25 protein-coding genes and 1 tRNA gene are annotated in these 26827 nt (G+C 62.4%); 4 read left to right on the forward strand and 22 right to left on the reverse strand.

Annotated elements, in window-relative coordinates:
* Positions 1–14 precede the first annotated feature (14 nt).
* From AC4PTT_RS10690 to AC4PTT_RS10740, 11 genes are all read right to left on the reverse strand, one after another.
* Positions 15–482: a YbaK/EbsC family protein gene (locus tag AC4PTT_RS10690; RefSeq protein WP_492161123.1), complete on the reverse strand. Its 468-nt coding sequence runs from the start codon at positions 480–482 to the stop codon at positions 15–17.
* Positions 445–1308: an MBL fold metallo-hydrolase gene (locus AC4PTT_RS10695; RefSeq protein ID WP_206547570.1), complete on the reverse strand. Its 864-nt coding sequence runs from the start codon at positions 1306–1308 to the stop codon at positions 445–447. Before AC4PTT_RS10695 ends, AC4PTT_RS10690 begins: the two co-directional genes overlap by 38 nt.
* Positions 1305–2096 carry a TatD family hydrolase gene (locus AC4PTT_RS10700; protein WP_113155191.1) on the reverse strand — a complete coding sequence of 264 codons (792 nt, stop codon included), beginning with the start codon at positions 2094–2096 and terminating at the stop codon, positions 1305–1307. The genes AC4PTT_RS10695 and AC4PTT_RS10700 overlap by 4 nt, the downstream gene beginning before the upstream one ends.
* Positions 2097–2101: 5 nt before the next feature.
* Entirely contained in the window at positions 2102–3661 is a 1560-nt protein-coding gene (gene metG, locus AC4PTT_RS10705) for a methionine--tRNA ligase (protein ID WP_206995954.1), read from the reverse strand.
* 83 nt (positions 3662–3744) lie between these two features.
* Entirely contained in the window at positions 3745–4788 is a 1044-nt protein-coding gene (locus AC4PTT_RS10710) for a DNA polymerase III subunit delta' (RefSeq protein ID WP_492161124.1), read from the reverse strand.
* The gene (gene tmk, locus AC4PTT_RS10715; protein ID WP_492161125.1) at positions 4788–5483 is read right to left on the reverse strand and encodes a dTMP kinase; all 696 of its coding nucleotides are present in this window, start codon (positions 5481–5483) and stop codon (positions 4788–4790) included. The genes AC4PTT_RS10710 and tmk overlap by 1 nt, the downstream gene beginning before the upstream one ends.
* A gap of 142 nt (positions 5484–5625) precedes the next feature.
* Positions 5626–6753: a D-alanyl-D-alanine carboxypeptidase family protein gene (locus AC4PTT_RS10720; protein ID WP_210346586.1), complete on the reverse strand. Its 1128-nt coding sequence runs from the start codon at positions 6751–6753 to the stop codon at positions 5626–5628.
* 174 nt (positions 6754–6927) lie between these two features.
* Positions 6928–8169, reverse strand: coding sequence for a septal ring lytic transglycosylase RlpA family protein (locus tag AC4PTT_RS10725; protein WP_492161126.1), 1242 nt, complete (start codon positions 8167–8169; stop codon positions 6928–6930).
* 335 nt (positions 8170–8504) lie between these two features.
* On the reverse strand, positions 8505–8933 hold the full coding sequence (locus AC4PTT_RS10730) for a VOC family protein (protein ID WP_492161127.1): 429 nt from the start codon (positions 8931–8933) through the stop codon (positions 8505–8507).
* A gap of 119 nt (positions 8934–9052) precedes the next feature.
* Positions 9053–9448, reverse strand: coding sequence for a hypothetical protein (locus AC4PTT_RS10735; protein WP_492161128.1), 396 nt, complete (start codon positions 9446–9448; stop codon positions 9053–9055).
* A 222-nt stretch (positions 9449–9670) separates the two neighbouring features.
* A tRNA-Ser gene (locus tag AC4PTT_RS10740) sits at positions 9671–9760 on the reverse strand.
* Between the two features lie 230 nt (positions 9761–9990).
* Here AC4PTT_RS10740 and AC4PTT_RS10745 point away from each other — a divergent pair.
* The gene (locus tag AC4PTT_RS10745) at positions 9991–11046 is read left to right on the forward strand and encodes a dipeptidase (RefSeq protein WP_492161129.1); all 1056 of its coding nucleotides are present in this window, start codon (positions 9991–9993) and stop codon (positions 11044–11046) included.
* A 34-nt stretch (positions 11047–11080) separates the two neighbouring features.
* Complete coding sequence (gene mazG, locus AC4PTT_RS10750) at positions 11081–11902, forward strand: nucleoside triphosphate pyrophosphohydrolase (protein ID WP_113155184.1); 822 nt, start codon at positions 11081–11083, stop codon at positions 11900–11902.
* 18 nt (positions 11903–11920) lie between these two features.
* Here the strand turns inward: mazG and hflX are convergent, their stop codons facing one another.
* From hflX to dusB, 9 genes are all read right to left on the reverse strand, one after another.
* Positions 11921–13285, reverse strand: coding sequence for a GTPase HflX (gene hflX / locus AC4PTT_RS10755; RefSeq protein ID WP_206995967.1), 1365 nt, complete (start codon positions 13283–13285; stop codon positions 11921–11923).
* Positions 13286–13534, reverse strand: coding sequence for an RNA chaperone Hfq (gene hfq / locus AC4PTT_RS10760; RefSeq protein ID WP_113155182.1), 249 nt, complete (start codon positions 13532–13534; stop codon positions 13286–13288).
* 151 nt (positions 13535–13685) lie between these two features.
* Positions 13686–14552, reverse strand: coding sequence for a D-amino-acid transaminase (locus AC4PTT_RS10765; RefSeq protein WP_206545322.1), 867 nt, complete (start codon positions 14550–14552; stop codon positions 13686–13688).
* 99 nt (positions 14553–14651) lie between these two features.
* Entirely contained in the window at positions 14652–16028 is a 1377-nt protein-coding gene (gene trkA / locus AC4PTT_RS10770; protein ID WP_206545323.1) for a Trk system potassium transporter TrkA, read from the reverse strand.
* Between the two features lie 111 nt (positions 16029–16139).
* The gene (ntrX, locus tag AC4PTT_RS10775; protein WP_297559429.1) at positions 16140–17501 is read right to left on the reverse strand and encodes a nitrogen assimilation response regulator NtrX; all 1362 of its coding nucleotides are present in this window, start codon (positions 17499–17501) and stop codon (positions 16140–16142) included.
* Positions 17502–17504: 3 nt separating this feature from the next.
* Positions 17505–19757 (reverse strand): sensor histidine kinase NtrY-like, encoded by a 2253-nt coding sequence (locus tag AC4PTT_RS10780; protein ID WP_492161130.1) that lies wholly within the window; start codon positions 19755–19757, stop codon positions 17505–17507.
* A 168-nt stretch (positions 19758–19925) separates the two neighbouring features.
* The gene (gene ntrC / locus AC4PTT_RS10785) at positions 19926–21374 is read right to left on the reverse strand and encodes a nitrogen regulation protein NR(I) (protein WP_492161131.1); all 1449 of its coding nucleotides are present in this window, start codon (positions 21372–21374) and stop codon (positions 19926–19928) included.
* Positions 21371–22531, reverse strand: coding sequence for a two-component system sensor histidine kinase NtrB (locus AC4PTT_RS10790; RefSeq protein ID WP_206547581.1), 1161 nt, complete (start codon positions 22529–22531; stop codon positions 21371–21373). The genes ntrC and AC4PTT_RS10790 overlap by 4 nt, the downstream gene beginning before the upstream one ends.
* Entirely contained in the window at positions 22528–23442 is a 915-nt protein-coding gene (gene dusB, locus AC4PTT_RS10795) for a tRNA dihydrouridine synthase DusB (protein WP_492162606.1), read from the reverse strand. The genes AC4PTT_RS10790 and dusB overlap by 4 nt, the downstream gene beginning before the upstream one ends.
* Before the next feature lie 230 nt (positions 23443–23672).
* On the opposite strand from dusB, the gene AC4PTT_RS10800 reads away from it, so the two are divergent.
* Together AC4PTT_RS10800 and AC4PTT_RS10805 are read left to right on the forward strand one after the other, a co-directional pair.
* Complete coding sequence (locus AC4PTT_RS10800; RefSeq protein WP_206552602.1) at positions 23673–24902, forward strand: bifunctional 2-C-methyl-D-erythritol 4-phosphate cytidylyltransferase/2-C-methyl-D-erythritol 2,4-cyclodiphosphate synthase; 1230 nt, start codon at positions 23673–23675, stop codon at positions 24900–24902.
* Positions 24899–25390 (forward strand): CinA family protein, encoded by a 492-nt coding sequence (locus AC4PTT_RS10805; protein WP_113155174.1) that lies wholly within the window; start codon positions 24899–24901, stop codon positions 25388–25390. Before AC4PTT_RS10800 ends, AC4PTT_RS10805 begins: the two co-directional genes overlap by 4 nt.
* A 2-nt stretch (positions 25391–25392) precedes the next feature.
* On the opposite strand, the gene AC4PTT_RS10810 is transcribed toward AC4PTT_RS10805, so the two are convergent.
* Together AC4PTT_RS10810 and lipA are read right to left on the reverse strand one after the other, a co-directional pair.
* Positions 25393–25848, reverse strand: a complete 456-nt coding sequence (locus AC4PTT_RS10810; protein ID WP_113155173.1) for a type II toxin-antitoxin system RatA family toxin — start codon at positions 25846–25848, stop codon at positions 25393–25395.
* Entirely contained in the window at positions 25848–26825 is a 978-nt protein-coding gene (gene lipA / locus AC4PTT_RS10815; protein ID WP_113155172.1) for a lipoyl synthase, read from the reverse strand. The genes AC4PTT_RS10810 and lipA overlap by 1 nt, the downstream gene beginning before the upstream one ends.
* Positions 26826–26827: the final 2 nt, after the last annotated feature.

The raw sequence follows: 26827 nt of genomic DNA on the forward strand, positions 1-26827 counted from the left end.
CCTGTGCTCAAAACTCAGGCGATGTCGGCGCGCTTTACTGAAGCCGCGTCAAACAGAGCGCCGGGCATCGCGGAAAACACCGCGTCATGCGCGCCGGCGGCTGCCCACACCACATCATAGCCGAGCAGGCTTTCATCACCGAAGCGCAGCACGTCGTCCGGCTGACCGAGAGGCGACACACCGCCAATGGCGAAACCCGTCACCTCGCGGATATGGCGCGGGTCGGCCCGCTTGAGCGCTTCGCCCACCAGCGCCGACGCCTTGTCGAGCGCCAGCTGACGGCTCCCGGAAACCAGAAAAAGATAGAGCTTTCCGCTCTCTTCACCCTGAAAGATCAGGGATTTCACGATTTGCGCCACGCTGCAGCCGCACTGGGCCGCCGCCTCTTCGGCGGTGCGGGTGGATTCACCCATGCGCTTGACTTCGATCTCCAGTCCGGTGGCCTCAGCCGCCGCCTGCACCCGCCTGATGCTCTTGCTCATCGGTCTTCTCCCCCTCCTCCATGGGTATCTCGATCACCATGCCATCGAAACCGGGTTCGACATGATCCGGCGTCTCGCGCAGCACGGTCTCGTAATCGAGTGGAATGTGCATATGCGTGAGCACTGCGCGCCTTGGCGAAAGCCGCTCGATCCAGCCAAGCGCCTCCTCCAGCGAGAAATGGCTCGGATGCGGGCGGTATTGCAGGGCGTCGATGACCAGAACATCCGCACCGGCGATCAGCGCAGGCGTCTCTTCTGGAAACTGGCTGACATCGGGACAGTACGCCAGCCCGCCGATGCGATAGCCGAGCGAGAGAATGTCGCCATGGATTTGCGGCAGTGGCTGGAATGTCAGCGGCCCGCCCGCGCCATTGATGGAGAAAGGCGCTTCATGGCTGATCGGATGCGCCTTCAGGATCGGCGGATAATTGCTGCCCGGCGGTGTCTCGAAACAATAGCCGAAGGCTTCGATCAGGCGCTGGAGCGTGGGCTTGTCGGCGTAGACATCCATGAGATGGCGCTGATTCATGACGAAGCCGCGCAGATCATCTATGCCGTGAATATGGTCCGCATGGGGATGCGTGTAGACGGCGGCGTCCAGCCGGTCGACGCCTGCGGAGATCATCTGCTCGCGAAAATCGGGGCCGGTGTCGATGACGACGCGGGTGATGCCGCCGCTCGCCGAAACGCGCTCCACCATCGCCGCGCAGCGGCGGCGACGGTTTTTCGGATTGGCCGGATCGCACGCGCCCCAATCGCCGGTGATGCGCGGCGTTCCCGGAGAGGAACCGCATCCCAGGATCGTCAGGCGCAGCAGATCGCTCACCGCGCGGCAGCGTCCCGCGGCGCTTTCTTGAACAGGCGGAAGAAGTTTTCCGTGGTCAGGTCGGCCGTCTCGGCATCGGAAAGGCCGATGGTTTCGGCCAGAACATGCGCCGTGTGTGCGACGAAGGCCGGCTCGTTGCGCTTGCCCCTATTGGGAACGGGCGCGAGATAGGGCGCATCCGTTTCCACCAGAAGCCGGTCATGCGGCACGGTCGCGGCGATGTCACGCAGCGCCTGCGAGTTGCGGAAGGTCAAAATGCCGGAAAAGGAAACATATCCGCCAAGCTCCACGCCGGCCTTTGCAAGACCTGCGCCCGAGGAGAAGCAATGCAGGATGAAGGGAAATGCGCCCTTGTCCGTCTCCTCGCGCAGAATGGCGATCATGTCGTCATCGGCGTTGCGGGCATGAATGACCAGCGGCAGGCCGGTTTCACGCGCCGCCGCAATGTGCGTGCGAAAACCCTGCGCCTGTGCTTCGCGGGGAGCCTTGTCATAAAAATAGTCGAGACCCGCTTCGCCGATGGCCACCACCTTGGGGTGCTGCGCCAGACGCACGAGCTCTTCTGCCGTTACATCAAGTTCCTCATCCGCATTGTGCGGATGCGTGCCCACGGAGCAAAGAACGTTGTCGTTCGCTTCTGCAATTGCCAGAATCCGGTCGAACTGACGCACGCGCGTCGAGATCGTGACCATGAGGCCGACGCCGGCCTCGCGCGCGCGCTCCATGAACGCGGCGCGATCCTCGTCGAAATCCGGAAAATCCAGATGACAATGGCTGTCCACCAGCATTGGCGTCAGGCTCCCTCGCTCTCCGGCTTCGGCTCCACATAGCGCGGGAAGACCGGCTGCGGCGCGGGCAGTTCACTGCCGGAAACGAGCGCGTTTTCATCCGAAAGATGCGCGAAGGAGCGTGCATCCGCCGGAACGGCCAGAAGGTCGAGCAGCTTCTCGGCGGAGCCCGGAATGTAGGGCTGGCAGAGGATCGCCACGCGGCGCACCAGCTCGGCGGTCGTGTAAAGCACCGAATGCATGCGCGCGGGATCGGTCTTCTTAAGCGCCCAGGGCTCCTGCCCCGCAAAATAGCGGTTCGCCTCGGCAACAACGCCGAAGATTGCGCCCAGCGCCTGATGAAGCGCCTGCGTGCTCATGGCCGTGCGTGCAGTGGCGAGTGCCTCGTCGGCGCTGGCGAGAATGGCCAGATCGGCTTCGCCGAGCGCGCCCTTCTCCGGAACCTTGCCTTCGCAGTTCTTCGCGATCATGGAAAGCGAACGCTGGGCGAGATTGCCCAGATCGTTTGCAAGATCGGCATTGGTGCGGTTCACGATCGCATCATGGCTGTAGCTGCCGTCCTGACCGAACGGAACCTCACGCAGGAAGAAATAGCGCACGGCGTCGAGGCCGTAATGCTCCACCAGCGTGAACGGATCGACGACATTGCCGACCGATTTCGACATTTTCTCACCGCGGTTGAACAGGAAGCCATGCGCAAAAACGCGCTTGGGCAGCTCGATGCCAGCCGACATCAGGAATGCCGGCCAGTAGACCGCGTGGAAGCGCACAATGTCCTTGCCGATCATGTGCACATCGGCCGGCCAGTAGGACCAGCTATCGGCATCCGTGTCCGGATAGCCCGCAGCGGTGATGTAGTTGGTGAGCGCATCCACCCACACATACATCACGTGCTTCTCGTCGCCCGGCACCGGAACGCCCCAGTTGAATGTGGAGCGCGAAATGGACAGGTCCTTGAGGCCGGAGCGAACGAAGCTCATCACCTCGTTGCGGCGCTCGGACGGGCCGATGAATTCCGGATTGGCTTCGTAATGCGCCAGGAGCTTGTCCTGATAGGCGGAGAGACGGAAGAAGTAGGTCTCTTCCTCGTTCCATTCGACCGGCGAGCCAAGCGGCTCGCGGCGAACGCCATCTTCACCGACGGTCGTTTCGCTCTCGTCGAAATAGGCTTCCTGACGGACGGAGTACCAGCCCTTGTAGCTGTCGAGATAGATGTCGCCATTGTCTGCCATCTTCTTCCAGATAGCCTGACAGGCGCGGTGATGGCGCTCTTCGGTCGTGCGGATGAAGCCATCATTGGAGCCGCCCATTGCGGCGATCATCTCGCGGAACACGGCCGAGTTGCGGTCGGCGAGTTCCTGCGCGGTGATGCCTTCCTTTTCGGCGGTCTGCTGCATCTTCAGCCCGTGCTCGTCCGTGCCCGACAGGAAGAAGACATCCTTGCCGTCGAGACGCTGAAACCGCGCCATCGCGTCGGTCGCGATCACGGTATAGGCGTGACCGATATGCGGCTTGCCATTCGGGTAGAAAATGGGAGTCGTGATGTAAAAGCTATCGCGGGCCATTTGGCAGAGAGTCCAGAGAATGCATTGTTTGATGACGCCCAGATAGCGCATCGGCGAGGTGCATGCCAGCCCAAGCGGCCGCTTCAGGCATTGAATGCGGCATTAAGCTTCGCGGCGAGCCCGGCGGCATGCTGTTTTCGGTCGAGATTGTAGGTCTCGGCGTCGCGAATTGTGGTGGTGACATCGTCCCAGAGATCGGCAGCGGCGGCAGCGCCACGCGCATCACCGGCCGCAGCAAGCGCCACGGCACGCTCGTTGATCATGTCAAGAACAGTGCGGTTGAAGATCGAGAACTGCACGTCGCGGTCACGCCCGTTGACCGCGTCACCAAGCTTCAGCGCTTCGACCGCATCGAAATTGCGCCCCGAAACGAGCTTTTGCAGCACATCGGCGATTTCCGCACCGCCAAACTGCGACAACAGGATCGCATTGCGCACACTGCCCTGCGCGCGCGCCGCGATCTCCTCATCGCTGCCACCTCCATCAGCGCCTAGACGGCGCAGAAGCCCGGCAAGCTCCGGCGTTTCCAGAGGCTGAAGACGCACGATCTGGCAGCGCGAACGGATGGTGGGCAGGAGCCGTCCGAGCGAATGCGTGATCAGCACGAAGAGCGTGCGCGGCGGCGGCTCCTCAAGACTTTTGAGCAGGGCGTTGGCGGCGCTGATGTTCAGATCGTCGGCGGGATCGACAATCACCACGCGGTAGCCGCCATCATGCGGCGTCAGCGAGAGGAAGCGATGGATCCTGCGGATCTCGTCGACCGTGATCACCGTCTTGAACTTCTTGTCGCGCTCAACGAAGGGACGCGTCAGATGGAGCAGAGACGGATGCGCATCCTGCGCCACCAGCCGAAACACCTGTCCGGTGGGATCGGGCGGCGAAAAGCGCGGTGGCGCGGCCTCCGGCTGCGGGTTCGAAAAAAGATGGTTGGCCAGATGAAAGGCGAGCGTCGCCTTGCCGATTCCGGGCGGACCAGCGAACAGAAGGCCGTGATGCAGTTTGCCCGCGCGGTAAGCCCCGGCAAGCATTTCGGCGGCGCGCTCATGGCCGACGAGTATGGGGTTCTCCGACGGCTCGGGAATATCCGGCAGACTGTCGAAGCGTTCAGGCGCCGTGCGTTCGAACATTACCCCGTGCTCCTTTTGCCAGGCGACTGGTTGCCAGACGCCCCGCTGTCAGACGACTGGGCTTCGGCCATTGCCAGACTGACAGTGCGCAGGATGGTTGCTGCAACCTTCTCCGGATCGGCGTCCGCATCGATGACCACACAGCGCTGCGGTTCGGCCTTGGCGATTTCCAGAAATGCCTTTCTGCGGCGGCGGTGGATCGACAGCTTCTCCTTCTCGAAACGGTCGGGCGTATCGTCGCCACGCCGCGCGGTTGCCCGGCGCAGCCCCTCTTCGGGATCGATGTCGAGAATGAGCGTCAGATCCGGCTTCATGCCGTTGACCGTCACGCGTTCGAGATTGGCCATGAAGTCGGCGTCCAGATTGCCGGTCACGCCCTGGTAGACACGCGAAGAATCCAGAAACCGGTCGCACAGAACCACCGCGCCGCGCGCGATGGCAGGCCGGATCACCTGCTCCACATGGTCTGAACGCGCCGCAGCGAAAAGGACTGCCTCCATTGCCGCGCCGAAAGGCTCGGCAGCGCCCGACAGGAGAACGTGGCGAACGGCCTCGGCGCCCGCAGAACCGCCAGGCTCGCGCGTGACGATGACGTCGCGCCCCGCTTCACGCAGGCTGGCCGCAAGCTGCTCGATCTGCGTCGACTTTCCGGCCCCCTCGCCTCCCTCGAATGTGATGAAGAAACCGCGAGACAAGAGACCTCAATCCTTTCAGTAAGCGCCTGCCGGCTCCATTGCCGAACACGCTCCTACTTAGGCGCTCGTTTCCCGCAGGTCCATGCTGAACTGACATTGCGACAGGCTTTGTGGATGGCGGACGGGTGATGCGTCGCCGCGCTCAGGAGCGATACCGGCGCATCCAGCCGGTCAGAAGCTCACCGACGGCATCCAGCGCGCGGTCCGGCAGCCCACCCACGGCAATGCTTTCGGCCGCATAGAGCGGCGTTTCCTGGCTGAGCGTGTCGCCGATCCAGACCTTGAGTGTGCCGATGCGCTGCCCCTCTTCCACCGGAGCCGGGATCGGCCCCTGATAGACGATGCGCGCACGCAGGCTGTCGGCATTGGTGATGGGGCGGAAGATGGCCACAGGCCCCTTCGCGCGCACCGCAAGCTCGCCCTTGGCTCCGCCAAATACGGAGACGTTGCCGATGGTTTCACCTTCGGCGAAGATATCCATGCGCTCGAACGCCCGCACGCCCCAGTCCAGCATCTTGCGCGCTTCTTCGGCCCTCTCGCTCTCGGTCTCAAGCCCGCTCATCGCCATGAAAAGCCGGCGGCCATTGCGGTTGACGGAACCGACGATGGCGTAGCCCGAGGCTTCCGTAAAACCGGTTTTCAGCCCGTCTGCGCCAATGTCCATGCGCAGGAGCGGGTTGCGGTTGCGCTGCAGGATCTTGTTCCAGGTGAAGGACTCCTGCGCGTAATATTTGTAGAATTCCGGATATTCCCGCCAAAGATGGGTGGCGAGCGTCACCAGATCGCGCATGGTGACATGCTGACCTTCGGCGGGCAACCCGCTCGAATTCACGAACACCGAATCCGTCAAGCCGATCTTGTGGGCGCGCTCGGTCATCAGACGCGCGAAATTCTCTTCGGACCCCGCCATGCCTTCCGCGATGATGATGCAGCCATCATTGGCCGACTGGACGATCACGCCCTGGATCAGCGCCTCGAGCGGCACGGAGGATTTGATCTCGGCGAACATGGTCGACGTGCCCGAAACGGCCCCGCCCGTGCGCCAGGCGTGTTCGCTCACATAGAACGCATCACTCATCGAAAGCCGCCCGCTCTTGATGGCGTTGAAGACGACTTCCATCGTCATCAGCTTGGCAAGCGAAGCCGGGGGGATTTTCTCGTCCGGGTTCTTGGAGAAGAGGACCGTGCCCGTGTCCGCATCGATCAGAAACGCCTGTCTGGCCCGGGTTTCGAACAATTGGGCGAATGCCGCCTGCGACCCGAGAAACAGAAGACAGAAGGCGAAAACAAGCGATTTATTGAGTGTAGAGAACACCGACCATGCACCATACCAGAACCCCACCAGGGAGACTCTAGCGCTGCTCAGCCGGCGGGATCAACCGCAGTAATACAAATTTGATGAAATGGTTATGGGCCGGGGGCGCCGCGCCGGCGCCCCGATCATTCAGCGGACGATGAAAGCGTCGGCTGCGCCTGCATTCCAGGCGGCCTGCAGCACCTGGTCGATGGAGCTCTGATCCTGCGGCGTGACGGCGAGCGTATAGTAGAGCGTGCCGGCATCATCCGAAACGGTTTCGAGCTTCAGCTGACCGAAGCCCGCGAGCTTCTCTGCCTGCGCCTTGGCCTCGGCCTCAGACTGCCAGGTGCCGACATTCACGAAGGCCAGATCGTCCGAAGCGCCCTGCCCGGCTGCGCCGGGCTGCTTCTGCCGCCACCAGCGCGCCACGTCCTGCGACTGCAGATCGCTGCGCAGCACATTGTCAAACGCGCCAGCAGCCGCGCTCACGCGCTGATCGGCATAAGAGAGGAACGCCACGTCACGCTCGACGCCGTCCATCGGCAGTGAATCCGGGCGGTCGGGAACCAGCGGACCGGAGGTTGGCAGGGTGAAGGAGCCGGAAGACGCGGCAATCGGCTGCGGCGGCGTCAGGCCCGGCTGGCTCGCAAAAGCGTCGCGCGCCTTGACGCCTGGAAGCGTCGCCGTCGGCGTGGAGCCGTTCATTGCAATCATCACGCCGGTCGGCAGACCGTCGGATGGATCAGGTGCTGCGCCGCCCGGGCGGTAGGACGCCATGAGATATTCGTCGTCGCGCCCTTCGAGCGGCGCCGGGCCGACATATTCGACCTTCACCTTCGCCACGCCGGCGCTCTGGTAATCGAGCAGCTGGGCCGCACGTTTCGACAGATCAATGATGCGGTTGTGCGCGAAGGGACCGCGATCGTTGACGCGGACCAGAACGGAGCTGCCATTGTCGACATTGGTGACGCGCGCATAACTGGGCAGCGGCATGGTCGGATGCGCCGCAGAAAGATGCGTCATGTCATAGGTTTCGCCATTGGCCGTGAGCCGGCCATGAAAGGCGTCGCCATACCAGGAAGCCGCGCCGACCTTTTCATAGTCGGGGTCTTCCTTGGGATGATACCATTTGCCCTTGATCTGATAGGGCTTGCCCACCTGACGGCGGCCACCGCCGCGCTTCAGATTGGAGCTTTTCACGGAAACGCGCGGGCTTGCCTGAACGCCGTATTCGGACTCGGCGAAATATTCCTTGGACTTGGTCTTGTTGACAGCGACCTTCGGGGTCGTGGACGAGCACGCCGAAAGCAATGCGGCACAGGCTGCAAAGGCAATGGCGGACGACAGGCGGCGAACCGCAATGCGGTGCACAACAATCTGAATGCTCATGCGTCCGCGTCTCCCCCGGACATCGAAATCCCGTTCATGGTCGCGAGATATCCCCACTTGTCAAAAAATGCCGAAACAAGGCGTTCCGGTTTCTACAACTCAGGATGCCCTCCGCACCCTTAGCTGAAATGCATTAGCAAGTTGTAAATCATTTATGGCAGCAAAACGGCAGAATTTCGAATTTTTGCCAAAACCCTACTACCATTGCGTGTGTTATTAGACTGACACGGTTTCAAATGTAAACCCCACGTGCATCCGGCAACGCCGGTCTGCTGTGCGGGCGCGGTTTCGGGGCACATTCGAATCGTCGCGTCGCGCGGTGAGCCAGCGCGGTGCTAGAATTCGATCACCACCGATGGCGCACTGCGCTCTGCCTCGCCGTGGAACACGAATTCGATGTTGTTGCCATCCGGATCGAGCACGAATGCGGCGTAGTAACCGGGATGATACGCCCTTTCGCCGGGCGCACCGTTGTCGCGTCCACCATGCGCCATCGCGGCCTGATAGCAGGCATCCACCATGGCGCGGTCCCTGGCCTGAAAAGCCAGGTGATGACGCCCCGTCAACACGCCGAGCGCTGCGGGGCTGTCCGCCGAAGACACCACCAGTTCGTCAGCGAAGAAGAAATCGGCATTCGTGCCGATGATCGGAATGTCGAGCACCTCCAGAACGGCCGCGTAAAAGGCTTGGCTTGCCTCAAGATCGCGCACGACGAGCTGGATGTGGTCAATGAGCCGGCCACGATGCAGTTGCTGGGTTTCCATGGTTGGGCTCCCTGTGGAATGAGGCTGGGTTCGCTTCCTGCGCTGACGGATAGCATAACTTTGGGGATCCTGCGTGCTGGAAGCTTGGGCCGCTGTATCGCGGTATATTAGAGGCGCCCTCAGCGCTCTCTGTATGCGCAATAGACAGATTGATGCCACGCGATCACAGAAGCCGGGACGGATATGAGGCCATACTGCCAGGATATATCGCTGAAACTGCCTTCAAAGAGATGCATCTCCAGCCTGATTGCGATGGCCTGAATGACGATCAGAAACAGTAGCAGCGACGAGACTGGTCTTAACTTGAGCGCTGCAACAATGGCGAGCAGAACCGCCCCGCCCACCAGCGCGACAACCAGCGCCACAACGAAAGTCACGGCAGCGATATAGGCGAGTTCCAGACCAATCGAACGGGCCGCTATTCCCACGAGAACCGCATGGGCCAGTGCCGCGAAGATGGATGTCGCAATGGCCGCAGGAAAGAGGCGGCGAAATAGGGGCTGCGTTTCGCGCATGTGATTCAGATTTCCCGCACTCTTCCCCTGTTTCGCGAACCCTCGTTTCGACAGGCGGTCGCTTCTTCACCCTTCGGCAAGCATTGCCACGCGCAGAACCGCAAGTCGATGCTCCAGTTTATGCAGGGTATGAAACAGACATATACAGAGAAATCTGCAACCGTTCCGTACAATGCGGTGGCTCACGGCGGTCAACGGTATTTGGGAGAATGCAGGTAAGGTTGGCGGAGGGAGTGGGATTCGAACCCACGAGACGGTCACCCGCCTGCCGGTTTTCAAGACCGGTGCCTTCAACCGCTCGGCCATCCCTCCGGAACTTTCCGGGCGCTTGTACAGTCCGGCCCCGTCGCGCGTCAACTTATTCCGCACGCTGCGAACCGGTTTCTCGCCAGGCTCGACCGTTTGCCCCGCCGCGCCCATAGCTGCATGCCTCGCGCATTTCGGCCATGCGCTTTCGCGGGATTTGCGTCCTGCTGCGCGCTTGCCTAGAAAGGACGCGTGCAGACCAGTCGGGTCGGCCGGATCAAGAAGCGAAGTCATTCATGCCATCAGATATCATTCCCGTTTTCGACGGTCACAACGATGCGCTCCTGCGCCTCTATGAAAGTGGCCAGTCCAATGCCGAGCAGTCCTTTCTGGACGGAACGACCGAAGGCCATATCGACCTGCCGCGTGCCCGCAAGGGCGGACTTGCCGGCGGTCTCTTCGCCATCTTCCCGCCGCCGATTGCCGAGCGCGGACCGAACGGAAAGCGTATCCGTCCGGAAGACGGCGCGTTTCCGCAGCTCTCGCAGGCCGACGCGCTGAGCTCGACGCTCGCCATGGCCGCCATTCTGATGCGGCTTGAACGCGCCGCGCAGGGACGCTTTGCCGTGTGCCGCTCCTCCGGCGATATTCGCAGCGCCATGGCTGTCGGTGCGCTCGCGGCGGTGTTTCACATCGAGGGTGCGGAGGCGATCGGCCCCGATCTCGACCTCATCGATGTTCTTTATGGCGCAGGCCTGCGCTCCATCGGCCCGGTGTGGAGCCGGTCCAACATTTTCGGTCACGGCGTGCCGTTCCGCTTCCCCTCCTCGCCCGACATTGGTGACGGGCTCACCGATGCCGGCAAGGCTCTGGTGCGCAAGTGCAATGCGCTCAAGATGATGGTCGACCTGTCGCACCTGAACGAGAAGGGGTTCCGCGATGTGCAGGCCATCAGCGATGCGCCGCTGGTTGCAAGCCATTCCAATGTCCACGCCATCAGCGAGCAGTCGCGCAATCTCACCGCCTGGCAGCTTGACGCCATTCGCGAGACGGGCGGTCTGGTCGGCCTCAATTTCGCGGCCGGTTTCCTGCGCCCCGACGGCCAGTCCAACGCGGACACCGATCTCGAAGTGATGCTGCGCCATCTGGATGCGCTGCTTGAGGCGCTCGGCGAGGACGGCGTGGCGTTCGGCTCCGATTTCGACGGCGCGCTGATGCCGCAGGCGATTGGCGACGCAGCCGGCCTTCCAAGTCTGCTGTACGCAATGGAGGCCCATGGCTATGGGCGCGAGCTGGTCGAAAAGATCGCCTGGCGCAACTGGCTCGGCCTTCTGGAGCGCACCATTGGCTGATTCAGGCGTGACAGAGCAGAAAGGAACAGGCCGGATGCAACCGTCCAAGGACATCGCCAGACTGCTTGAAATCATGCGCGCCCTGCGCAATCCGGAAACGGGTTGCCCCTGGGATGTGGAGCAGGATTTCTCGACCATCGCGCCCTACACGATCGAAGAGGCCTATGAGGTCGCCGACGCGATCGAGCGCGGCGACATCGACGATCTACGCGACGAGCTGGGCGACCTGTTGCTTCAGGTGGTTTTCCATGCGCGCATCGCCGAAGAGGACCAGCAGTTCGATTTCGGTGATGTGGTGGAAGCGATCACGACGAAGATGATTCGCCGCCACCCCCATGTGTTCGGCGACGCCGAGGCCCGCGGCCGCGGCATGGCCAAGGGCATGTGGGACGAGATCAAGGCGCAGGAAAAGGCCGAACGCCTTGCCCGCCGCCTGCAGAGCGGCGCCCCCGACGAGACAATCGCCTATCTGGACGAGGTGCCGCGCGCCCTTCCCGCGCTCATGCGCGCCCACAAGCTGCAGTCACGCGCTGCGCGCGTCGGGTTCGACTGGGGCGAAGCCGGGCCGGTTCTCGACAAGATCGAGGAAGAGATCGGCGAATTGCGCGAAGCGCTTGCCGAGGGCGACGACGCCCATGCGGCCGAGGAATATGGCGACCTTCTGTTCGCCGTGGTCAATCTGGGCCGCCATCTGGGGCATGATCCCGAGGCAGCCCTTGCCGGCACGAATGACAAATTCCGTCGGCGGTTCGATTTTGTGGAGCGTGAACTCAAAAAGGCCGGCCGCTCGCTCGACGAATCCGGCCTCGAAGAGATGGAAACGCTCTGGCAGCGGGCCAAGACCGAAGCGAAATAGGCGTGGCTGCCGGCAGCTTTACCTGCCGCCGGCAAGACGTTCCTGGATTTCAGCGCGCGCCGTCTGCGTCACGCGCACGGTCAACGTGATGCTGCCATCGTCATTGTCCGTACGCCCGGTCACATCGCCATTGCGATAGATCCAGTCGATCAGCGACATCTGATGCGGGGCGAGATCGACCGTCATCGGCGCGACAGCACCCGAGATATGCTCTTCGATCAGGTCGAGCAGCTCGGGAACGCCCTCACCCGTGATGGCGGAAATGGCGAGCGGCGCATCGCTTGCGCGCATGCCTTCGAGCAGCGCGCGGCGCTGTTCGGCGTCCAGATTGTCGACCTTGTTCCACACTTCCAGAACCCGTGTGCGGTCCGAGGCGTCAACGCCCAGATCGCCGAGGATTGCGGCCACGTCGGTTGCCTGAGCCGTGGTGTCGGGGTCGGAAATGTCGCGCAGATGCACGACGAGATCGGCCTCGACCACTTCTTCGAGCGTTGCGCGGAACGCGGCGACGAGATGCGTCGGCAGGTCAGAGATGAAGCCCACCGTATCGGAAAGGATGATGATCGTGCCGTGCGGAAGCGTGACGCGCCGCAATGTCGGATCAAGCGTGGCGAAGAGCATGTCTTCGGCCATAACGCTCGCACCGGTCAGGCGGTTGAACAGCGTCGACTTTCCTGCATTGGTGTAACCGACAATGGCGACGATGGGGAACGGCACCTTGCGGCGCTTCGAGCGGTGCAGATCGCGCGTGCGGCGCACATGCTCCAGCTCTTTCTTGAGCCTTGTGATGCGCTCCTGAAGCTGACGTCTGTCGGCCTCGATCTGGGTTTCACCGGGACCGCCCATGAATCCGCCGCCGCCGCGCTGGCGTTCAAGGTGCGTCCAGCTGCGCACGAGGCGGCCGCGCTGATATTCCAGATGGGCGAGATCGACCTGAAGCCGCCCCTCCTTGGTGCGTGCGCGGCGTCCGAAAATTTCCAGAATAAGGCCGGTGCGGTCGAGCACCTTCGCCTTCAGCGCCTTTTCGAGATTGCGCTGCTGAACCGGCGTGAGCGGATGATCGATGATCACCACTTCCGCCTCCAGATCGTGGACGCGCTCGGCGATCTCGTCGAGCTTGCCCGTTCCGAGCAGTGTTGCGGGGCGCGGCGTGTTGACCGTGACGATATCGGCGGAAACGATATCGAGATCGATGGCCTCGGCCAGTCCGACCGCCTCTTCATGCCGTGCTTCAGGCGCACGCGCAGAAGCCGCGCTGCTTTCGGCAGAACGGCGCTCGTTGGTCAGAACCGGAGTGATGACAAGAGCGCGTGTGGCGAAAGGCTGCGTTGTCAGCCCTTCGTCTTCTCGCTTTCCGTCAGCGGAGTTTTCTGTGTCGTCCAATCAGGAATCCCGATTGTTTTCCTCGGCGTCATAAAGCTGCACGGGCTGGCTCGGCATAATCGTCGAAATCGCATGCTTGTAGACAAGCTGCGAATGGCCATCGCGGCGCAAAAGCACGCAGAAATTATCAAATGAAGTGACAATGCCTGTCAGCTTGACACCGTTGATGAGAAAGATCGTCAGAGGGTTCTTGCTCTTGCGAACGGTGTTCAGGAACAGGTCCTGTAGGTTTTGAGATCGTTCCGCCATTTTTTGGTCTTTCACCCATTCGCTGCACTTTATGCAGCCAGTAGCGCAAATATCACATGCCTCTGTCAAGAAACTCCGCGACAGAAGTTACATGAATAATTGATGCCAGTATTTTTCGGTCGTGCTGAGCCGCTACCACCATGCGCGCTGGTTAACAGCTAGGACTTTTTTCCGCAATCTCAAAAAATGCCTCGCGCAAAGAAGTTGCAACCGTGCCCGGATGACCATTCGCCACAGGCTTGCCGTCAATGTTCACGACCGGCATGACCACGCTCGTGGCGCTGGTCACGAACGCCTCGCGGGCATTCTGTGCTTCTTCCACGGAGAACGGGCGCTCTTCCACCTTGAGGCCGAGACTGTCGGCGACCTTCATGACGGTTGCCCGCGTGATGCCGCGCAGAATGCCGAAATCGGCAGGCCGCGTCACCAGAGAGCCGTCCGCCGTCACGATCCAGGCATTGGTGGAAGCGCCCTCCTTCACGGTTCCATCGGGATCGACGAACCAGGCTTCCTGTGCGCCCGAATCCACCGCCGTCTGGCGCGCAAGCACGTTGGGCAGAAGGCCGATGGTCTTGATGTCCACGCGTTCCCAGCGATTGTCCGGTACGGTGATGACCGTCATGCCCTTTTCGGCCTTCCTGGCCGCAGCCACCGGGTCCATGCGCTTGGCGGTGACCACCAGTGCGGACCGCACCGGCGTGGTCGGGAACGCATGATCGCGCGGCGCAACGCCGCGCGTGACCTGGAGATAGACCATGCCGTTGTGGACATGATTGCGGCGGATGACCTCGCGCATGACGAACTCAAGCGCCTTGCGCTCGATCGGCCAGTCCATGCGAAGCTCGCGCAGCGACCGGTCGAGCCGGTCGAGATGGCCCTCCATGTCGATGATGAAGCCCCGGGAAATCTCGCAGACCTCGTACACGCCATCGCCAAGCTGATAGCCGCGATCTTCCACATGAACCATGGCGTCGTTGTGATTCGCATAACGCCCGTTCACATAAGCAATGCGTGGCATGTCGAGTTCTCCATTCTGGGTGGATGCAACCGCCAGGCCCCGGGCGGCGCGAAAAGGCAGACAGTGTTTTGCCGCCGTGCGGCGGAATTTTCAAGCGACTCAGAAAAACTCCAGGCTGACGCGGAACATCTGTTCCACCTGGCGCACCGCGCTCTCCAGCGCGAAAATCACGACCCGGTCCTTCGGCTTGATCTTGAGCGAACCGCTCGGCTTGATGACCGCGCCGTCGCGATAGACCGCGCCAATGCGCATGCCATCGGGAAACTCCACTTCGCTGAGCGGCGGGCCGACCAGCGGCGAGGTTTCCAGCGCCTCGGCCTCGATGACTTCGGCAGCGCCCCGCTGAATGTTGTGGACAGCGCGGATGCGGCCGCGCCGCACATGCTGCAGCACCTTCGAGATGGTCACCGAGCGCGGGTTCACATGCGCGTCGATGCCCAGCGTCTTGGCGAAGTCGTGATAGGTCGGATTGTTGATCAGAACGAGATTGGAGCGGCAGCCAAGCCGCTTCGCGATCACGCTCGACAGGATGTTGACCTGATCGTCATTGGTCAGCGCCACCATCAGGTCGGCATGCTGGATGTCGGCTTCCAGAAGCAGTTTCTGGTCGAGCGCGCTGCCATGCAGCACCACGGTGCGGCGCAGCTTGTCGGCGAGCGCCACGGCGCGTTCGCGCGTGTTCTCGATCACCTTGACCTTGGTGCGGCTCTGCTTCTTTTCCATCGCGCGCGAGACATAGAGGCCGATATTGCCGCCACCGGCAATGACGATGCGGGTCGCTTCGCGCTCCTCATGGCCAAACAGGCCGAGCGTGCGGCGCACCTGATCCTTGGTGGTGACCACATAGGCAAGATCACCGGCCATGAGCTGATCGCCGGAATGGGGAATGAAGAGCTTTCCCTCACGCGACACGCCAACCACGGTCGACGGCAGATCCGGAAACAGTTCGGTGAGCTGCGCCAGCGGCGTGTTGATGACCGGGCATTCCTCAAGACACTCGATGGCGACCATGGAGACCTTGTCATCGGCAAAGCTCACCACATCCGTCGCACCCGGCAGCGCGATGCGGCGCATCACCATCTCGCCCACCTCGACTTCCGGCGAGATGATCACGTCGATCGGCAGATGGTCCCGCGAGAACAGGTCCATATAATGCGTCTGGAGATAGGACTGCGAGCGAATGCGCGCAATCTTGGTCGGCACGTTGAAGAGCGAATGCGCCACCTGACAGGCGACCATGTTCACTTCATCAAACAGCGTGACCGCAATGATCATGTCGGCTTCGCTGGCGCCGGCCGAGGCCAGAACGTCGGGATGCGCCCCATGGCCGACGAAACCACGCACATCAAGCGTGTCGCGAACCGCGCGGATCAGCTCCGGCGAGGTATCGATCACGGAAACATCGTTCTGCTCGGCGGCCAACCGCTCTGCGATACCGAAGCCAACCTGGCCTGCCCCGCAAATAATGACCTTCATCACGTATTCCCTGCATTCGCGCAGACCTCTTTCGGTCTGCAGGGTCACTGCTCTAGCGCTTTTCGGGGCGCGTGAAAACCTCGTCCATCGAGATGGACGCGGCCTGGCGGATCAGACGCCGAGCGACTTCAACTTGCGGTGCAGTGCAGAGCGCTCCATGCCGACGAATTCCGCCGTGCGCGAAATGTTGCCGCCGAAGCGGTTGATCTGCGCCAGCAGATACTCCTTTTCGAACATTTCGCGCGCCTCGCGCAGCGGCAGCGCCATGATGTGCTGGTCGGACTGCGTCGGCAGGCGCGGCATCACATCGCCGATTTCGGACGGCAGAAGATCGGCGGTGATCGGCGTGTCCGGGCCATCGCCGCGCGTCAGGATCATCAGGCGTTCGATGTTGTTGCGCAGCTGGCGCACATTGCCCGGCCAGTTATGGGCCTGAAGAACCGCCATGGCGTCATTGCCGAGCGGACGCGGCTTGATTCCGGCCTGTTCGCCGATCTGTTGCATGAAGTGATCGACCAGAAGCGGAATGTCCTCGCGCCGTTCCGCAAGCGGCGGAACGCCAACCGGAACCACGGCCAGCCGGTGTAACAGATCCTCGCGGAACCGCCCCTCGGCGATCAGCGATTCGACGTTCTGCGCAGTAGAAGAAATGATCCGCACATCAACCTTCACGCGACGCGTTCCGCCAACCCGCTCAAACTGCTGGTCCACGAGCACACGCAGGATCTTGCTCTGCGTGCCAAGCGGCATGTCGGCCACTTCATCCAGATAGAGAACGCCGCCATGGGCCTCCTCCAGCGCGCCTACCTTGCGCTCGCCGCCATTGGATTCGGTGCCGAAAAGCTCGATTTCCATGCGCTCGGGCGTGATCGCAGCGGCGTTCAGCGTTACGAACGGTCCGCCATTGCGCGGCGAGGCCGCATGAATGGCGCGGGCGACAAGTTCCTTGCCGGAGCCGGAGGGTCCGGTCAGCATGATGCGGCTGTTGGAGGGCGCGACACGCTCGATGGTCTGGCGCAGATTGTTCAGCGCCGCCGATTCACCCACGAGATCGAAGGATGCGCCGCTGCGCTTCTTCAGGTCACTCATCTCGCGCTTCAGTTTGGAGATCTCCAGTGCGCGCTCGCAGATGAGGATCATGCGATCGGTCTTGAACGGCTTTTCGATGAAATCATAAGCGCCGCGCTTGATTGCCGAAACGGCCGTCTCAATGTTGCCGTGTCCGGAAATCATCACCACCGGAACGTGCGGATGCAGTTCCTTGATCTTGTCCAGAAGCGCAAGCCCGTCGAGCTTGGAGCCCTGAAGCCAGATGTCGAGCAGGATGAGGCGCGGCACGCGCTCGGTGATGGAGGCAAGCGCGCTGTCGCTGTCGAAAGCGGTGCGCGTTTCATGGCCCTCGTCGCTGAGAATGCCAGCAACGAGTTCGCGGATGTCTTCCTCGTCGTCTACGATCAGAATATCGGAAGCCATTTTCTACCTTCTTGTCGTCTCAGCAGCGCTACCGGCGTCTCCGGCAGCAGGAAGTATGATGCGGACCATGGCGCCACCTCCGCCGTGGAAATCGTCTGGCGCGTCGTGGAGTTCCAGGCGGCCGCCATGGTCCTCGATGATCTTCTTCACGATGGCGAGGCCAAGTCCCGTGCCCTTCTCGCGTGTGGTCATGTAGGGCTCGAGCAGCCGCTGCCTGTTCTCGCGCGGCAGGCCCTTGCCATTGTCGATCACCTCGATCTGGATGAACCGGCCATTCATGCGCGCCGCGATGCGGATTGCGCCCGGCTGGCCGTTCTGACGCTCAGCCGCGTCGATGGCTTCGGCAGCGTTCTTGATGATGTTGCCGAATGCCTGCCCCAGGAGGCGCGCGTCGAAACGGCCCATCAGCGGCGTGTCGGAAATCTGCCGTTCAAAGGTGATCTCGTTGCGCGCCACCTCCACAAGGAAGGAAGCCTCGCGCAGCGGCTCGCGCAGATCGAGAAGCTGGATGTCAGGCTTTGGCATGCGTGCAAAGGCCGAGAACTCATCCACCATGCGCCCGATATCACCCACCTGGCGAATGATCGTGTCGGTGCACTGGTCGAAAATCTCGCGATCCTGCTCGATCACCTTGCCGAAGCGACGGCGAATACGCTCGGCTGAAAGCTGGATCGGCGTCAGCGGGTTCTTGATTTCATGCGCAATGCGGCGGGCAACATCGGCCCACGCCATGGAGCGCTGCGCCTGCATCAGATCGGTGATGTCATCCACCGTGACCACATAGGAATGCTCGTCATCCTCGTTGACGCCCTCCTCCGTGGTGATCTGTATGTTGAAGGTGCGTTCCACGCCGCCACGGAAGAAGGTGGCCTGCTCGCGATAGACGGCGCGACCGGACTTGCGTCCCATCTCGAAAATGCGGCCCACATGGGGCAGCACCATGGAGAGGTTGTTGTTGACCGCGTCATCGGCTGAAATGTCGAGCATCGCCTCGGCGGAGCGATTGACCATGGCGACCGAACCATCGGCTTCCACGCCGATAACCCCGGCGCTGACGCCCGAAAGCACGGCCTCGGTGAACCGGCGGCGCTCGTCGATGACGTCCCTTGCGGTGATGAGCTCATCGCGCTGCGATTTCAGCTGCTGGGTCATCTGGTTGAACGTATCGCCCAGAAGCCCGACATCGCCATCGGAACTGCGCACCGGCACGGAGACGTCGAGATTGCCGGTCGAAACGGCGCCCGCCGCACTGATGAGCTGGCGGATCGGTCGCACCAGACGGTCGGCGACCGCGATGCCGGTCCAGATGGCCGCCAGCACGATGGCAAGCGTCACGACCAGATAGAGCAGTGCGAAGGCGATCTGCGTATTGCCGCGATTGCCCTCGAGCGATCGGTACTCATCCGTATTCGTGCGCACGATCTGGCGCGCCTTCAGGACTTCGGGATCAAGCAATGCGCCTGTGTAGAGATAGGCGTCCGGAATCTCCTGCAGCTTGTAGACCGCTGTCACAAGATTCGTTCCGCCGATCTCGTTGAAAGCGATCTGCGAGCTGTTGGCGACCTCGATGGCGTTCTCGTTTGGACGCGGCAATGGAATCTCTTCCGGCATCTGCGCGCCGATGATCACCGAGCCGTCCTCGCGCACGAGTTCGGCAACGGCCAGACCGCGCAGCATCGCCTGACGGGTCAGGAAATCGCGGAAACCATAGCGGTCCAGATTGTAGAGCGTGCGCGCCTGATCGAGCCGCACCCCCATGCTCTCCGTCGTGCCCTGCAGGCTGCGGGCATTCTGCTGCACATAGGCATCGGCAATCGAAAGAGACGAGTAGACGATGACCTTGGTTCTGAGTTCGAACCATCGATCAAGGCCCAGATCCAGCGTCACCGATGCGACAACCGCCACCAGAATGGCAGGGATCGCCGCCACGAGCGAGAACATGGCGACGATGCGCACATGCAGACGGGAAGCTGCCCGCCGTCCCTTGCGGGATTTGTAGATACGCCAGCCTTCCATGAGGATCAGGCCGAAAAGGAGCAGAATGAAGCCAAGATTGATCGCGATCAGAAGGATCGTCGTGGTCGCATCAGGCGTGATCGGGGTAAGGCCAAGCAGAACGGTGAAGGAAATGCCTGCCGTCACGACAGCGCCGATCGCCGCCGTCATACCGATATAGAACGCAGCCGTTCGCCCGCGCCTCACGGGCGCAGCCGCAGCCAAAGGCTCCATCGGCGAACTCTCGGACAAGCTGACCATCACTCCCGCTTCCGTTTTCCAGCATAGCGTTTAGTTGTTGCACATATGCAACGACTGTAACCATCTGGCAACAGTTGCATTTCCTAACAATGCGGCATTGCTGGGGCAGACTGGGGATCGTGCCGGGAAGTCAGGGCTGGCCTGAAAAGGTGTGCGGGCGGACTGGCTTCAGTTCGCGCCGCGATAGATGTTCACGCCATATTCGCGGATCTTCTTGCGTAAGGTGTTCCGGTTGACGCCGAGAAGGTCTGCGGCCTTCAACTGGTTGCCGCCCGTCGCGGTCAGCGCCGCAATCAGAAGCGGTTGCTCCACTTCAGCCAGCACCCGCTGGTAAAGCCCTGCCGGCGGCAGCTGGTCACCGAATGTTGCGAAATAGCGCTGCAAATGCTGCTCGACGGCCTGGGACAGCGTGGTTTCCTCCGGCAGCGGCTCCGACTGGTTGCCGCGCAAAGCGCCTGCCGCGCGCAGCTCCTGCTCAATCACTTCGGCCGAAATTTCGTCCTGTGGGTAGAGCGCGGCCAGCCTGCGCACGAGGTTTTCAAGCTCACGCACATTGCCGGGCCAGCGATAGCTCTTCAGCCGGTTGAGCCCGTCATTGCTGATTCGCTTGGCCTGCAGCCCCTCCTGCTCGGCGCGGGTGAAGAAGTGGCGCACCAGATCCGGGATGTCTTCCGCCCGTTCGCGCAGCGGTGGCAGCCGCAGCGGCACGACGTTCAGCCGATAGAAAAGGTCTTCCCGGAACAGGCCCTGATCGATCAGCGTGCGCGGATCCTTATTGGTGGCGGCGACGATGCGCACATCGGTGCGGATCGGCGTGCGCCCGCCAACGGTCGTGTATTCGCCCTGCTGCAAGACGCGCAGGAGGCGCGTCTGCGCTTCCATTGGCATGTCGCCGATTTCGTCGAGAAACAGCGTGCCGCCTTCCGCCTGCTCGAACCGGCCGAAGGAGCGCGCCTGCGCGCCCGTGAACGCACCCTTCTCATGACCGAAAAGTTCCGATTCGATCAGATCGCGCGGGATGGCGGCCATGTTGATGGCGACAAACGGCCCTTTGCGGCGACGGCCATATTCGTGAAGCGCGCGGGCCACGAGTTCCTTGCCGGTGCCCGACTCGCCGCTGATCATCACCGTCAAATCGGTCTGCATCATGCGCGCAAGCAGCCGGTAGATTTCCTGCATCGCCGCCGATCGGCCGATCAGCGGCAGCGTCTCGGGAGCATCCGCACCGGAAAGCTCCTTCTGGCTTGCCTTGGGCTCCGACAGCGCACGCCCGACAATGTTCACCAGTTCGGTCAGATCGAAGGGTTTGGGCAGATAGTCATAGGCCCCGACCTCGGAGGCGCGTATCGCGGTCATGAACGTGTTCTGCGCGCTCATGGCGATCACCGGCAGATCGGGCCGCACCTTCTTGATGCGGGGCAGAAGGTCGAACGCATTGCCATCGGGCATCACCACATCGGTGATGACCAGATCGCCCTCGCCGCCCGAAACCCAGCGCCAGAGCGTCTCTACGTTCGAGGTGACGCGCACATCGTGGCCGGCGCGCGACAGCGCCTGATTGAGCACGGTGCGGATGGCCGCGTCGTCATCGGCCACGAGAATGCTGGAACCGGTCATGACCTGCCCTCCATTTCAGTCTTCAAAGGGTTTGGCCGGGGGGCCGGATGGCGCGCCTCGCGCCAGGCCGGCATCAGGATGCGGAACACGGTTCCGCGCTGGCCGGAGGATTCGCATTCGATCACCCCGCCATGCGCGCCCACGATCTTGGCGACCAGCGCAAGCCCGAGGCCAGACCCGTTTTGCTTGGAGGTAACGAAGGGATCGAAGATGATCTGCCGCAGATCCTCGGGGATGCCCGGCCCATTGTCGTAGACGCAGAATTCCAGCGGAAGCGCCACGCGATCCGGCGAGCCTGGAACCGAAAGCCGGATGCCCGGACGAAACGCCGTTGTCAGCCGGATCTCGCCATCATCCTGATCGGCAATGGCTTCGGCAGCGTTCTTGACCAGATTGAGAAAGACCTGGATCAGCTGGTCGCGATTGGCCCAGACCGGCGGCAGCGACGGATCGTAATCCTCCAAAATGCTGACTTTGCGCGCAAAACCGCTCTTGGCGACGGCTTTGACGTGATCGAGCACCAGATGAATGTTGATCGGATCGCGTTCCACCGGGCGTTCGTCGGAAAACACTTCCATACGGTCGACCAGCGCCACGATCCGGTCGGTCTCCTCGGTGATGAGGCGCGTCAGCGCCCGGTCTTCATCCGAAACGGCGTGTTCGAGCAATTGCGCCGCGCCGCGAATGCCCGAAAGCGGGTTCTTGATTTCATGCGCCAGCATGGCTGCCAGCCCGGTCACCGAACGCGCCGCGCCGCGATGCACCATCTGCCGGTCGATCTTGTCGGCCATGGAGCGCTCCTGCAGGAGAAGCGCAACGGCGCCGGGCACTTCCGAAACCGGGGCTGCGTGAATATCCACCAGCCGCTCCGGCCCAAGGCGCGGTGACGAGATGTCGACACGGTATTCGTTGATCGCCACGCGCTGCTCGCGCACCTGTTCGACAAGCGCGATCAGCGGGCTTCCGAAGGGAACGAAATCCGACAGGCGGCTTCGGGCAAGAATGGACGCGCCGGAGCGGAAGAAATCCTCGGCCTCCGCATTCACCTCGGCGATGAAGCCATCCCGGTCGATCATCACCACGGGGTGGCGCAACGTGTTCAAGAGCAGACTGGCCGGGCCGGTTTCCATACGTGCGCGTTCACCCCTGTCATTCATGCGGCCAGTTGATCCTCTTGTCTGCGAAACAGGTCGCGCAGGAGCCGGCTGACCTCTCTGTGATCGGTCCCCGTCATGATCGCCCTGCGTGTTTCGGGAGAAACCTCGGTGATGTGCCGGTCCATGTACCAGCCGAGATGCTTGCGGGCGTGCCGTGTGCCGTGATCCGCGCCATAAAGCGAGAGCATCGCCTCGTAATGGTCGATCACATAGTCGGCGAGGTTGTTCGGGCGGCGCTCTGCATTGGAGGCAACAGCGCCTGCGATCCATGGCGCGCCGTAATGCGCGCGTCCGACCATCACCGCGTCAGCGCCCGAAGCGGCAAGCATGCCTGCTGCATCTTCCGCCGATGTCACGTCGCCATTGGCCACCACCGGGATCGTGACGGCTTCCTTCACCGCCGAAATCGCCTTCCAGTCGGCCCTGCCCTTGTAGAACTGGCAGCGCGTGCGCCCGTGCACCGTCACCATGGCCACGCCCGCCTCCTCGGCGCGGCGCGCAATCTCCGGCGCGTTCAGCGCATTGTCGTCCCAGCCAAGACGCATCTTCACCGTGACCGGCACCTGAACAGCACCCACGACAGCCTCGATCAGGCTCAGCGCATGATCGGGTTCGCGCATCAGCGCCGAACCGGAATAGCCGCCCGTCACCTTCTTGGCCGGGCAGCCCATATTGATGTCGATCACGTCTGCGCCGCGCTCTTCGGCGATGCGTGCTCCTTCCGCCATCCAGCGCGCCTCGCGTCCGGCAAGCTGCACCATGTGCACGTCCACATCCGGGCGGCGCAGGCGGCGGGCCGATTCAGCCTTGCCGCGCGCAAGCTCGCCGCTCGCCACCATTTCAGAGACGACCAGCCCCGCGCCATGGTCATAGGCGCGTGCGCGGAACGCCAGGTCGGTAACCCCGGACATGGGCGCCAGAAACACGCGGTTGCGAATCGAAACCGATCCGACCGAGAGTGGCGTGGACAAAAACGCGGCTGATGAGATGCACAAATTTAAAGCACCCTCTGATTGTGCTTATTATTTAGCCATTTTTTACCCGATCCCGCAACTGCGTTTTCGCATCTGCGCAATCGCCTGCAAATTCGGCTGGCCTTTCGCGGCATGTATTATTATGCGTCTGCGCTATGGACAAGCAGATGACACAATCCGATAGCCTGACGGCCCGCAGGACCGGTGAGGTCGCCGCCGTCATCGTCGCCGCAGGACGCGGCGAGCGCGCGGGGCAGTCCGTCGAAGGACCGAAGCAATATCGCCAGATCGGCGGCAAGCCGGTGCTGCGTCACACGCTGGAAACCTTCCTCACCGATCCGCGCATCGGGCGCGTGGTGGTGGCGATCCACCCGGACGACGAAGCGCTGTTCGCCGAGGCCACTGCCGGCCTGACCGATGATCGCGTCATCGCCATCCATGGCGGCCATTCCCGCCAGGCCTCCACCCGGCTGGCGCTGCTTGCGCTTTACGATCCGTCTCCGCAGACGGTTCTCATCCATGACGGCGTGCGCCCCTTCATCGACCGCGAGCTGATCGACCGGATCATTGCGGCGGTGGAAGATGGTCGCGGCGCGCTGCCATCCCTGCCCGTGGCCGACACGATCAAGCGCGCAGGCCCCGCCGGCAACATTGCCGAGACGGTGCCGCGCCACGACCTGCATGCCGCGCAGACGCCGCAGGGCTTTCCCTTCGCACTCATCGCGGCAGCCCATGAGCGCGCCCACAAGCTGGGGCGTGAGGATTTCACCGACGACGCCTCCATCGCCGAATGGGCGAAAATCCCGGTTCGGCTCGTTGCAGGCTCCGTCGACAACATCAAGCTCACCTGGGCGCGCGACATCGCGCTTGCAGACGAACGCCTGACCCGCCCGAGCGTCTTCCCGGATGTGCGCACCGGCAATGGCTATGACGTGCACACCTTTGCCGATGGCGATGCGGTCGTGCTTTGCGGCGTCGCCATTCCGCATCACAAGCGCCTCTCCGGCCATTCGGACGCCGATGTGGGCCTGCACGCACTGACCGACGCGCTTCTGGCCACCTGCGGCGCTGGCGATATCGGGACGCATTTTCCGCCCTCCGACCCGCAATGGAAGGGCGCTGCCTCGCACATATTCCTCGAACACGCAGCCGCCATCGTGCGCGAGGCAGGCGGACGCATCGCCAATGTCGATGTCACGATTGTCTGCGAAGCGCCCAAAATCGGCCCGCATCGCGAGAGCATGACGGCAGCCCTTGCCGGCATGCTGAACATCGCGCCGCACCGCATTTCCATCAAGGCCACCACCAATGAGAAGATGGGTTTTGTCGGGCGCGAAGAAGGCATTGCGTCGATCGCCACGGCAAGCGTGATCTATCCCGGCGAGGTGCCGGCATGAGCGGTTTCGAGACACGCGCCCGCGCTGTTCTTGCCGCCTGCAACGCACGCGGCATCATGCTCGCCACGGCCGAGTCCTGCACCGGCGGCATGATCGCAGCCGCCCTGACCGACATTGCCGGCTCCTCCTCGGTCGTCGACCGTGGCTTCGTCACCTATTCCAATGAAGCCAAGATGGAGATGCTCGGCGTTTCGCCAGAAACGCTGGCCGCCCATGGCGCTGTCTCGCAGGAAACCGCGCTGGAAATGGCTCAGGGCGCGCTTGCCCACTCACGCGCCGGCGTGACGGTCGCCGTCACCGGCATTGCCGGCCCGGATGGCGGGTCGGACGAAAAACCGGTCGGCCTTGTCTGGTTCGGACTGGCGATGAAGGGCCGCGCGCCCGTGGCGCAGTCCCATGTCTTTGAAGACCGCGACCGCGCCGGTGTGCGCGCTGCAACCGTCGAGACCGCGCTCGACATGGTTCTGTCGGCCCTTCAGGAAGGCTGAATTCAGGCGCTCACGCCGTAGATCACATCCGCACGGCGCTCGAACGCCTCGGAGAACATGCGGAAGGCGCGGTCGAACATCGCGCCCATCACCGCGCCCAGCATCCGGCTCTTGAACTCATATTCGATGAAGAAATGAATTTCGCACGCGCCCTCGCCGGCCGGCTCGAAGCGCCATTCGTTCTTGAGGAAGCGAAACGGGCCGTCCACATAGCGCACGTCGATTGCCGCATCGTCGGGTTTCAGCGTTACCTGGCTGGTGAATGTCTCCCGCAGCGCCTTGTAGCCGACGGTCATGTCGGCCACGAGCAGCGTCACGCCATCGCGCTCCTTGCGCGTGCGCACGCTGAGCGCCTCGCACATGGGCACGAATTCAGGATATTTCTCCACATCCGCGACGAGCGCGAACATGTCCTCGGCTGTGTGCGCCACACGGCGCACGGTCTCGAATTTCGGCATCAGTTCGCAGCAGCACCAGCGCCTTCAAGACGCGCCTCGCGCGCCGCCCGCAGCTTTGCGAAGTCTTCGCCCGCATGGTGCGACGAGCGCGTGAGCGGGCTGGAAGAAACCATCAGGAAGCCCTTCGTGTAAGCCACGGTCTCGTAGGACTTGAACTCCTCCGGCGTGACGAACTTCTTCACCGGATGGTGCTTGCGCGTCGGCTGCAGATACTGGCCGATGGTCATGAAGTCGACATTGGCCGACCGCAGATCGTCCATGAGCTGCAGCACCTCGTTACGCTCTTCGCCAAGGCCGACCATGATGCCCGACTTGGTGAACATGCCGGGATCAAGTTCCTTGACCTGCTGGAGAAGACGCAGCGAGTGGAAATAGCGCGCGCCGGGGCGAACCTTGAGATAATTGCCCGGAACGGTTTCCAGATTGTGGTTGAAGACGTCGGGCTTTGCCGCGACGACGACTTCAAGAGCGCCATCCTTGCGCAGGAAGTCGGGCGTCAGGATCTCGATTGTCGTTTCGGGCGAAGCCGCGCGGATTGCGCCGATCACATCGGCAAAGTGCTGCGCGCCGCCATCGGCCAGATCGTCACGGTCTACCGAGGTGATGACGACATGCTTCAGCCCCATCTCGCGAACGGCCTTGGCGACATTGTCAGGCTCGTTGATGTCGACGGGACCGGGAATGCCGGTTGCGACGTTACAGAAGGCGCAGGCGCGCGTGCAGATCTCGCCGAGGATCATGAACGTGGCGTGCTTCTTGTCCCAGCATTCGCCGATATTCGGGCAGCCGGCCTCTTCACACACGGTCACGAGCTTGTTCGACTTCACGATCTCGCGGGTTTCCATATAGCCCTGCGAGGTCGGCGCCTTCACGCGAATCCATTTCGGCTTGCGCATCACGTCCTGATCGGGGCGGTGCGCCTTTTCGGGATGCCGCGGGCGCGGCTTGTCGGTGACGGTATCGAGAATGGTGACCATGT

The organism is Nitratireductor sp. WH36-1 (assembly GCF_058725515.1).